This window comes from Leuconostoc sp. DB-1, assembly GCF_013414845.1.
GTDB classification, from domain to species: Bacteria; Bacillota; Bacilli; order Lactobacillales; family Lactobacillaceae; genus Leuconostoc; species Leuconostoc mesenteroides.
On the sequence record NZ_JABFNJ010000001.1, the window covers coordinates 1,925,166 to 1,935,000 of the forward strand.

A 9,835-nucleotide genomic window follows, 5' to 3' on the forward strand; every position below is an offset into this window, starting at 1 on the left:
TATCTTTTATCATTATGTTAGAACGAATTAAATGAAAGGACTAGGATATCGCTAAAGTAAAAACACAATTTATATGTTCCAACTGCGGTTTTGTTTCGGCGCGGTATTTAGGGCGCTGCTCAAATTGTGGTGAATGGGGCACGCTTGTTGAAGAAAAAATCCAACCAGAATCAAATGATCGTAAAAGTCGTGTGAGTCTAGATGGACGCAATGCTAAAGTTGAAAAAATAAACGAGATTACATCTGAAGAGACACCGCGCGTAGCAACTAAGCTTAAAGAACTAAACCGAGTTTTAGGTGGTGGTGTTGTCCCAGGTTCGATGGTTTTGATTGGTGGTGATCCTGGTATTGGCAAGTCAACATTACTACTTCAAGTATCTGGACAACTTGCTCAAGAAGGACGGGTACTATATGTGACCGGCGAAGAGTCTGCCACACAAGTGAAACTGCGTGCCGACCGCTTAGGCGTTGGGCACGATGAGTTTTATTTATATCCGGAAACGGATATGACGGCCGTGAAAAAGCAGATTGAGGAATTACAACCGAATTTTGTTGTTATTGACTCGGTACAAACCATGCAAGAACCTGATGTCTCATCGGCTGTTGGATCAGTGTCACAAATTCGAGAAGTGACAGCCGATCTGTTGCAAATCGCTAAGACTAATAATATTTCTATATTTATAGTAGGGCATGTGACTAAAGATGGCGCCATAGCGGGGCCAAAAATTCTGGAGCACATGGTTGATACAGTATTGTACTTTGAAGGAGATAGTAATTATAAGTACCGCATTCTGCGTGCGGTTAAAAATCGGTTTGGCGCAACGAATGAATTAGGTATTTTTGAAATGCGTAATGGCGGTTTGATAGAGGTAGCTAATCCCTCTGAGATTTTCTTAGAAGAACGTTTATCTGGTGCCACTGGATCGGCAATTGTGGTCGCGTTAGAAGGATCACGACCTATTTTGGTTGAATTACAAGCCTTAGTAACGCCGACTGTATTTGGTAACGCACAGCGTACAGCAGCAGGCCTCGATAGGAATCGTGTGTCATTGATTATGGCTGTATTAGAAAAACGCGCTAACTTATTATTACAAAATCAAGATGCGTATTTAAAGGCAGCAGGTGGCGTGAAACTTGATGAACCAGCAATTGATTTAGCGATTGCTGTTGCTCTAGCTAGTTCGTATCATGATAAAGAATCAAGGCCAAGTGATGTCTTTGTTGGCGAAATTGGTCTAACTGGCGAAGTCCGTAGCGTAGCAGATATTGAAGGACGATTAAAAGAAGCTAAAAAATTGGGCTTTAAGCGTGCTATTGTTCCTAAAAATAATTTAAATGGCGTCGAATTACCTCAAGGTATTCAAGTTATTGGAGTAACAACATTAAGTGAGGCGCTTAAAATTGCCTTAGGAGAATGATCATGTCAGAGCATTTATTAACAGGGTTGACTGACATCAATTGTGCTCTCTATTAAATAGCTAAACATAAAAAAGGGCCTTCCTAGAAAGGGCCTTTTTTATTATGAAGGTTGTACCAGCGGTGTGCGCTTTTTTTGGAAAGCAACAATAGCTAGGTGAATAATAATAGCTACGATGCCAATGGTCAGAAGTTGCAGCCAAAGGGTGTGTGTGTTATTGCCGCCGTATAAAATGTTGTAATCTGCACGAATTGAATAGAAACAAGGAGAAATGTTACTCATGACCTTGAAAAAATCAGGCAGGATTGGGCGTGGAATGAGACCGGCCCCTGAAACGACTTGAGTCAGCATGAAAGGCATATTGATCATAATACCAAGTTGTCCAAGAATTAATGAGAAGATTAGGTTGACATTCAATGATGCAAATAACTCAATAGAATGGTTAACCCACAGTTGCCAATAGGTATTACTATCAAAATGAAGCATACTTTTGCTTAGTGCAACAATTAGCAGCGGTGCTATCATTGAAATTAAGATAATAGCGATTTCCGTATAAGTGTATGCTTTCCAGCGACCTATTAATGGTGAAAATGACTTGTATGCAACGACAATTAACATAGCGCCAATCATGGAACCAATATAAAAAGCTAGTGACATAAAGAACGGAGCCATGCTATGTTGCATACCAGAAGGTGCTTTATTCACTTTTACAATGCTGTAATTGTATGAATTAGCAACGTTTGCATAGGTTTGATTTATTTTTGCTGTAGCAGTGCTTTTTGTTTGTTCAGCTTTTTGTAAAATAGCGTCTTTTTGTGTTGGATTAGCTGTGATTAATGATTTTGTCTCTGATTCTAATTGTGACAATTCGGTGGCTGTTAGAATCCCCTTGCTTTGCTGCAGTAAAACACTTTTTTGAACATGATTACCGACTGATTTGGCGACAGTTTCCATGGCTGAAACTGATGTCATAGGATTGGCGTAGTTGATGTAAAACTTAAGTTCACCTTTAGATTGACCATCTATTTTCTTGAGGTTGGCATTGAAATCTTTTGGAATATCAATAATCAAATAAACTTTGCGATCGTTCAATTGACTTTTAGCCTGTTTCATATTCAAATCAGTTTTGACGTGTTTAAACGGCAAGCTTTTTTTAAGTTGTTTTTTTAATGTAGTGCTGTCCTTATCTTGGTTGACAATGGCAACTGGCAATTGGTTTATTTTGCTGGGCACGACTTTATACCCTGAAAAATAAATACCAACCATCAATAAGCCGTAGAATAGCACGATAATGAGCGCTCCGATGACACCCTTGCTGACAATAAATTTTTTGAAACTCATGTGGAACTCCTTTTCTTTTGCTGACAATAGAGTAGCACTTATTCGTTTTGCATGCAAGTAGTTGCGTGCATACTAAAAATAGTCTGTCTTTCAAAAGAGAATATGATAATATAACTAAAGAAGAGGTACGAAACATGTCCAAACAACCATCAAAATACGATTTAATTTTAAATGCGTTCATTACATTGTTGATAGAAGTCGGTTATCAATCGGCAACCATCAACAAAATTGCTGAAAAAGCGAATGTCAATCCTAGTACAATTTTTAGAAAGTTTAAAGACAAAGAAGGGTTACTATCAGCTGTGATTGATAGGCATCTCAATGATTTGGCTGCTATTTTTGATGATGCACTGGTTGTGACGGGTGATATTGAGACTGACCTAATCAATATGTCAAGAACGTATCAAGAGTTTCAGGAGAAACATCAAGAAGTTGTTTTGATAGGCCTTCAAGAATCTTTTCGAATGCCAAAAGTGAGTCATGCGGTCGAAGAAATACCAATTCGATTCAGAAAAATCTTACTGCAGTATTTTACAGAGATGAGGGCACAAAATAAAATAAAAAAGTCGGTAGATGTGGAAGCAGCGGTTATGAATGTCATATGGTTGAATTTCGGTTATTTTTTGACTGCGATTCGCTATGACAATCCTGAGTTAATTACTGAACCAGAAGATTTCTACGAAAAGCAAATTCGCTTTTTTGCAAAAAGTTTACGTCCATAAAAACACGATATAGTGATTGGAAATTAGTATCATGAGTGTTGTATACTAGTACCTAGACAAAACGGTACTAAATACCATACATAGGAGATTATTGATTCATGACAGAAGACATACGTGTTCGCTATGCGCCGTCACCAACGGGACATTTGCATATAGGGAATGCACGAACAGCTATTTTTAATTGGTTATTTGCACGCCACTACAATGGCACATTCGTTATTCGTATTGAGGATACTGACTCAGCACGTAATATTGCTGATGGCGAAAAATCACAACTTGAAAATTTAGCTTGGCTAGGTTTAGACTGGGATGAGAGCCCAGACAAACCAGGCGTTTATGGACCTTATCGTCAATCAGAACGTAATGAACAGGGTATTTATCAAGAATTTATCGATGCACTATTAGCTAGTGGGCAAGCGTACAAGTCTTACAAAACGTCAGAACAGCTCGCCTCTGAACGTGAAGCGCAACAGGCAGCTAAGCAGGCGCCGCATTATGTTTATGAATATGAAGGTTTGACTAACGAAGAGCGTGAAGCCAAATATGCTGAATTTGAAGCACAAGGATTAAAGCCGGTAGTGCGTTTCCGTGTACCAGAAGAGCAGGTATATGCTTGGGATGACATCGTTAAAGGGCATATCGAGATTGGTGCTAAAGAAGTTGGTGGTGATTGGGTCATTCAAAAAGCTGATGGTATGCCAACTTATAATTTTGCGGTTGTCGTTGATGACCACTTGATGAAAATTTCCCACGTTCTTCGTGGAGATGACCACGTCTCAAATACACCAAAGCAAATCATGATTTATGAAGCTTTGGGGTGGGATGTGCCAAAGTTTGGACATATGGCTTTGATTATCAATGGAGAAACTGGTAAGAAATTGTCTAAACGTGATGAAAATCTCTTGCAGTTCGTTGAACAATACAAGGAATTAGGCTACCAACCACAAGCTATGGTTAATTTTATTGGTTTGCTGGGGTGGTCACCAAAGGGTGAAGATGAAATCTTTAGTTTGTCAGAATTCAAAGAAATGTTTGATGAAAAGCGTTTGAGCAAAGCAAATGCTAAGTTCGATCAAAAGAAATTAGAATGGGTCAACAACCAATGGATGCGTCGTGATACGGATGCTGTTATGCCACAACTTATTCAAGAGCTCGTCAATGCTCATTTGATATCTGCAGAGGATGCTGCTGATAAGAAAAAGTGGTTGTCAGAAGTTATTAAAGTCGCTGGCGTTGATGGTATATCATATACGCGTCAAATTGTTGAGCTAGTTCGCAAACCTTTCTTTGAGTTGGGCGATATAACAGATGAAATGGTTGAATACCTGACTTCAGAAGATGGCCGTAAAGTGGCAGCTGCGTGGGAATCAACATATGAATCCTTGCCGACTGATGCAACTCCGGCCGACTATATGAGTACAATTCGTGCGATTCAAAACGACTTAGAAATAAAAGGCCGTAACTTATGGAATCCTATTCGTATTATGACTACTCACGAAGTCCAAGGGCCTAATTTACCAGAAATGTTGACATTGTTGGATAAGAACACTGTTCTGAAGACAATGCGCGATGTGAAAGAAAAATATTTAGCATAGGTATCTAAACGTCGAGGAATGCTCGGCGTTTTTTATTATGATTTTGAGTATCCATTCGTACTGAGGAATAATGCCAAAATGTTTGCAGCTCATGTATAATACTAAGTAATAATAATTTTTCTATTATAAAGGGAGCAAACTATGATCTACGTCTACAATACGTTATCACGTGAAAAAGAAGTTTTTAAGCCAATTACTGCTGGCAAAATAAACATGTATGTTTGTGGCCCACAGTATATAACTATATCCATATTGGGAATGCTCGCTCAGCCATTGCTTTTGACACAGTGCGCCGCTATTTTGAATATCGTGGTTATGAAGTCAATTATGTTTCGAATTTTACTGACGTGGACGACAAAATTATTAATCGTGCGCAAGAAGAAGGCATTTCTGAACTAGAGGTTGCTAATAAGTATGCTGATGCCTTTGATGAAGATACTCTGCCATTAAATATTAAACCTGCCACGGTGCGTTCACGTGCAACAGAAGTTATCCCAGAGATCATCGAATTCGTAAAAGATCTTATTGATAAAGGCTATGCATATGAGTCCGAAGGGGATGTTTACTTCCGTGCTAAGAAATTCAAGGGCTATGGTATTTTAGCTCATCAGGATTTGGCAGAGATGGAAGCTAATGCTGCTGGTCGTTTGAATGATGAGGAGACTATTCGTAAAGAGGATCCGATTGATTTTGCTGTTTGGAAAAATGAGCCACGGGAAGGGGTTATCTCATGGTCGTCTCCATGGGGGAATGGTCGTCCGGGCTGGCATATAGAGTGCTCGGTTATGGCGCAAAAGTACTTGTCGAATACAATTGATATCCATGGTGGCGGTATTGATTTAGCATTTCCACATCACACAAACGAAATTGCGCAGTCTGAGGCCAGAACGGGACAAAAGTTTGTTAATTATTGGATGCATAATGGATTTGTTAATGTTAATAATGAAAAGATGTCAAAATCTCTCGGTAATTTTACAACGCTACATGACATGCTAGCGACTTATGACGATCCAATGGTCATTCGATACTTATTGACCACAACGCAGTATCGGCGACCAATTAACTATGAAGCAAGCACTTTAGAACAAGCACGTTTAGAATTAGAACGCATCCGTACAGCTTATAGAAATTTGATGTTTCGAGCGGAAACATCGGAACCTGGTGGGGATGAAGATGTTGAGACATTGATTGAAGTGCAAAAGAAAGCGTTTGACCAGGCGATGGATGATGACTTTAATACGCCCAACGCGCTTGCAGCTATTTTTGAACTTGTTAGTATAGGGAATACCTACACTGAGCGTAACACTGTAAAAGTTGATACTGTTCAGCATTTATTAGGAACAATTGCCGATTTATTATCTGTATTTGGTATTGAGGGATTGGATGGTAACGAAGAACTTACAACGAAGCAACGCGAATTATTGGATAAACGTGTATTAGCTCGTGAGTCGCATGATTTTGAAGAATCAGACTTGTTACGTAATCAGTTAAAAGAAGTTGGTATATTTGTAGAAGATACACCACAAGGCCAACGTTGGCATAAATAAAAAAAGCTATCAGCTTGCTGATGGCTTTTTTTATTTATTAAGTAAAGGTAAAGGCAAAAGAACGAAAAGGAGGGAAGGGGTAAAAAAGGGGCGGATAAAGCGAATGAGGAGGTAAAGTAAGGGGATAAAAAGGGATAAAAAGCGAACGAAGGAAAGAGATAAAAAACAAGTAAAAAAGTAGTTGACGAGGGGGAATAAAGTTGGTATATTAGTATATGTTCCGACGGAGCGAAGCGACGCAAAGCGTTGCGAGGCAAGGGGGAGCGAGAGCGTAAGAGCAGTGAGGTCGACGAAAACTTCTTAAAAGAAGTAGTTGACAAAGCGAAACGAGCGTGGTAAGATAATATAGTTGTCTCAGCGACAACGAGTAGCACATTGAAAACTGAACAAAACTTTGAACAAACGAATCTGTAGCTGTTACGTAAAGTAACAAAAACAAATTTGCGAAGTCAATTCGTAACAAACAATAAACGGATTACGTTATAGAGATATAGCGAAATATAGTCAGTTTAATCGAAGAGCAATCTTCAAATTTTCAAATTGAGAGTTTGATCCTGGCTCAGGATGAACGCTGGCGGCGTGCCTAATACATGCAAGTCGAACGCACAGCGAAAGGTGCTTGCACCTTTCAAGTGAGTGGCGAACGGGTGAGTAACACGTGGACAACCTGCCTCAAGGCTGGGGATAACATTTGGAAACAGATGCTAATACCGAATAAAACTTAGTGTCGCATGACACAAAGTTAAAAGGCGCTTCGGCGTCACCTAGAGATGGATCCGCGGTGCATTAGTTAGTTGGTGGGGTAAAGGCCTACCAAGACAATGATGCATAGCCGAGTTGAGAGACTGATCGGCCACATTGGGACTGAGACACGGCCCAAACTCCTACGGGAGGCTGCAGTAGGGAATCTTCCACAATGGGCGAAAGCCTGATGGAGCAACGCCGCGTGTGTGATGAAGGCTTTCGGGTCGTAAAGCACTGTTGTATGGGAAGAACAGCTAGAATAGGAAATGATTTTAGTTTGACGGTACCATACCAGAAAGGGACGGCTAAATACGTGCCAGCAGCCGCGGTAATACGTATGTCCCGAGCGTTATCCGGATTTATTGGGCGTAAAGCGAGCGCAGACGGTTTATTAAGTCTGATGTGAAAGCCCGGAGCTCAACTCCGGAATGGCATTGGAAACTGGTTAACTTGAGTGCAGTAGAGGTAAGTGGAACTCCATGTGTAGCGGTGGAATGCGTAGATATATGGAAGAACACCAGTGGCGAAGGCGGCTTACTGGACTGCAACTGACGTTGAGGCTCGAAAGTGTGGGTAGCAAACAGGATTAGATACCCTGGTAGTCCACACCGTAAACGATGAACACTAGGTGTTAGGAGGTTTCCGCCTCTTAGTGCCGAAGCTAACGCATTAAGTGTTCCGCCTGGGGAGTACGACCGCAAGGTTGAAACTCAAAGGAATTGACGGGGACCCGCACAAGCGGTGGAGCATGTGGTTTAATTCGAAGCAACGCGAAGAACCTTACCAGGTCTTGACATCCTTTGAAGCTTTTAGAGATAGAAGTGTTCTCTTCGGAGACAAAGTGACAGGTGGTGCATGGTCGTCGTCAGCTCGTGTCGTGAGATGTTGGGTTAAGTCCCGCAACGAGCGCAACCCTTATTGTTAGTTGCCAGCATTCAGATGGGCACTCTAGCGAGACTGCCGGTGACAAACCGGAGGAAGGCGGGGACGACGTCAGATCATCATGCCCCTTATGACCTGGGCTACACACGTGCTACAATGGCGTATACAACGAGTTGCCAACCCGCGAGGGTGAGCTAATCTCTTAAAGTACGTCTCAGTTCGGATTGTAGTCTGCAACTCGACTACATGAAGTCGGAATCGCTAGTAATCGCGGATCAGCACGCCGCGGTGAATACGTTCCCGGGTCTTGTACACACCGCCCGTCACACCATGGGAGTTTGTAATGCCCAAAGCCGGTGGCCTAACCTTTTAGGAAGGAGCCGTCTAAGGCAGGACAGATGACTGGGGTGAAGTCGTAACAAGGTAGCCGTAGGAGAACCTGCGGCTGGATCACCTCCTTTCTAAGGATAATCGGAAAGCGACAGGGACTTAAGTGTCAATTTGTTTGTTTCAAAGTTTTGTTTAGTTTTGAGTGTGATACTTTAATAGGTATCATGGTCTCAAAGTGATCCTATGGGGAATTAGCTCAGCTGGGAGAGCACCTGCTTTGCAAGCAGGGGGTCAGCGGTTCGATCCCGCTATTCTCCATAGCTAGTCGAAAGGCTAGCATGTTGTACATTGAAAACTGAATAGTAACAAATTCTTTTAAAAGCAATCGTAAGATTGCACTAAAATGAACCGAGAAACAACACAAAAAGTTCTTTAAAAAGAACGGTTTAATCGCAGGTCTGAAAAATGACCAACTCATAAACTTAAACCACAACTTCGGTTGTATAGGTTAAGTTAATAAGGGCGCGTGGTGAATGCCTTGGCACTAGGAGCCGATGAAGGACGTGACTAACTACGATAAGCTTTGGTGAGCGGTAAGTACGCTATGACCCAAAGATTTCCGAATGGGGAAACCCAACTCGTAAGAGTTGTCTGTATCTGAATACATAGGATATTTGACGGAATACGCTGTGAACTGAAACATCTCATTAGCAGCAGGAGCAGAAAGAAAAATCGATTCCCTAAGTAGCGGCGAGCGAACGGGGAAGAGCCCAAACCAACGTGCTTGCATGTTGGGGTTGTAGGACTGATATATAAGAGTTACAAAAGTGTTTTATAGCAGAACAAGTTGGGAAATTTGGCTATAGAGGGTGATAGCCCGTAAGCGAAATGAAGCACACTCTTTTCAGGATCCTGAGTACGGCCGGACACGTGAAATCCGGTCGGAATCTGCGGGGACCATCCCGTAAGGCTAAATACTCCCTAGTGACCGATAGTGAACCAGTACCGTGAGGGAAAGGTGAAAAGCACCCCGGAAGGGGAGTGAAATAGTTCCTGAAACCACGACGCCTACAAGAAGTCAGAGCCCGTTAATGGGTGATGGCGTGCCTTTTGTAGAATGAACCGGCGAGTTACGGTATCGTGCGAGGTTAAGGTGGAAAGACCGGAGCCGCAGCGAAAGCGAGTGTGAATAGCGCGAATAGTACGATGCTGTAGACCCGAAACCAAGTGACCTACCCATGGTCAGGATGAAGGTGA

Annotated in this window: 4 protein-coding genes, 1 tRNA gene, 2 rRNA genes and 1 pseudogene (1 of these 8 running past the window's edge); 7 read left to right on the forward strand and 1 reads right to left on the reverse strand. The window is 41.7% G+C overall.

All coding sequences use genetic code 11. The annotated features are described in order from the left end of the window. Window positions 1–47 precede the first annotated feature (47 nt). Window positions 48–1,418: a DNA repair protein RadA gene (gene radA / locus HFP47_RS09540; RefSeq protein WP_071951759.1), complete on the forward strand. Its 1,371-nt coding sequence runs from the start codon at window positions 48–50 to the stop codon at window positions 1,416–1,418. Window positions 1,419–1,519: 101 nt separating this feature from the next. Here the strand turns inward: radA and HFP47_RS09545 are convergent, their stop codons facing one another. Next, complete coding sequence (locus tag HFP47_RS09545; RefSeq protein ID WP_011679117.1) at window positions 1,520–2,758, reverse strand: YhgE/Pip domain-containing protein; 1,239 nt, start codon at window positions 2,756–2,758, stop codon at window positions 1,520–1,522. Window positions 2,759–2,892: 134 nt separating this feature from the next. Between HFP47_RS09545 and HFP47_RS09550 the strand changes: the two genes are divergently transcribed. From HFP47_RS09550 to HFP47_RS09575, 6 genes and pseudogenes are all read left to right on the forward strand, one after another. After that, window positions 2,893–3,480 carry a TetR/AcrR family transcriptional regulator gene (locus HFP47_RS09550; protein ID WP_011679118.1) on the forward strand — a complete coding sequence of 196 codons (588 nt, stop codon included), beginning with the start codon at window positions 2,893–2,895 and terminating at the stop codon, window positions 3,478–3,480. Window positions 3,481–3,578: 98 nt separating this feature from the next. Then, complete coding sequence (gene gltX, locus HFP47_RS09555) at window positions 3,579–5,075, forward strand: glutamate--tRNA ligase (RefSeq protein WP_179876378.1); 1,497 nt, start codon at window positions 3,579–3,581, stop codon at window positions 5,073–5,075. 141 nt (window positions 5,076–5,216) lie between these two features. Further along, window positions 5,217–6,622, forward strand: a pseudogene (gene cysS / locus HFP47_RS09560) (cysteine--tRNA ligase). Window positions 6,623–7,158: 536 nt separating this feature from the next. Next, a 16S ribosomal RNA gene (locus HFP47_RS09565) occupies window positions 7,159–8,709 on the forward strand. A gap of 114 nt (window positions 8,710–8,823) precedes the next feature. Next, window positions 8,824–8,896: transfer RNA gene (locus HFP47_RS09570), tRNA-Ala, on the forward strand. Window positions 8,897–9,084: 188 nt separating this feature from the next. Continuing rightward, a 23S ribosomal RNA gene (locus HFP47_RS09575) occupies window positions 9,085–9,835 on the forward strand; it runs 2,164 nt beyond the window's last position. The 16S and 23S rRNA genes sit together here with 1 tRNA gene alongside, the layout of an rRNA operon.

Excerpts from the sequence above, each read along its gene's own strand:
- HFP47_RS09550 (WP_011679118.1), top strand. The coding sequence starts at position 2,893 with ATGTCCAAACAACCATCAAAATACGATTTAATTTTAAATGCGTTCATT.
- HFP47_RS09545 (WP_011679117.1), bottom strand. The coding sequence starts at position 2,758 with ATGAGTTTCAAAAAATTTATTGTCAGCAAGGGTGTCATCGGAGCGCTC.
- gltX (WP_179876378.1), top strand. The coding sequence starts at position 3,579 with ATGACAGAAGACATACGTGTTCGCTATGCGCCGTCACCAACGGGACAT.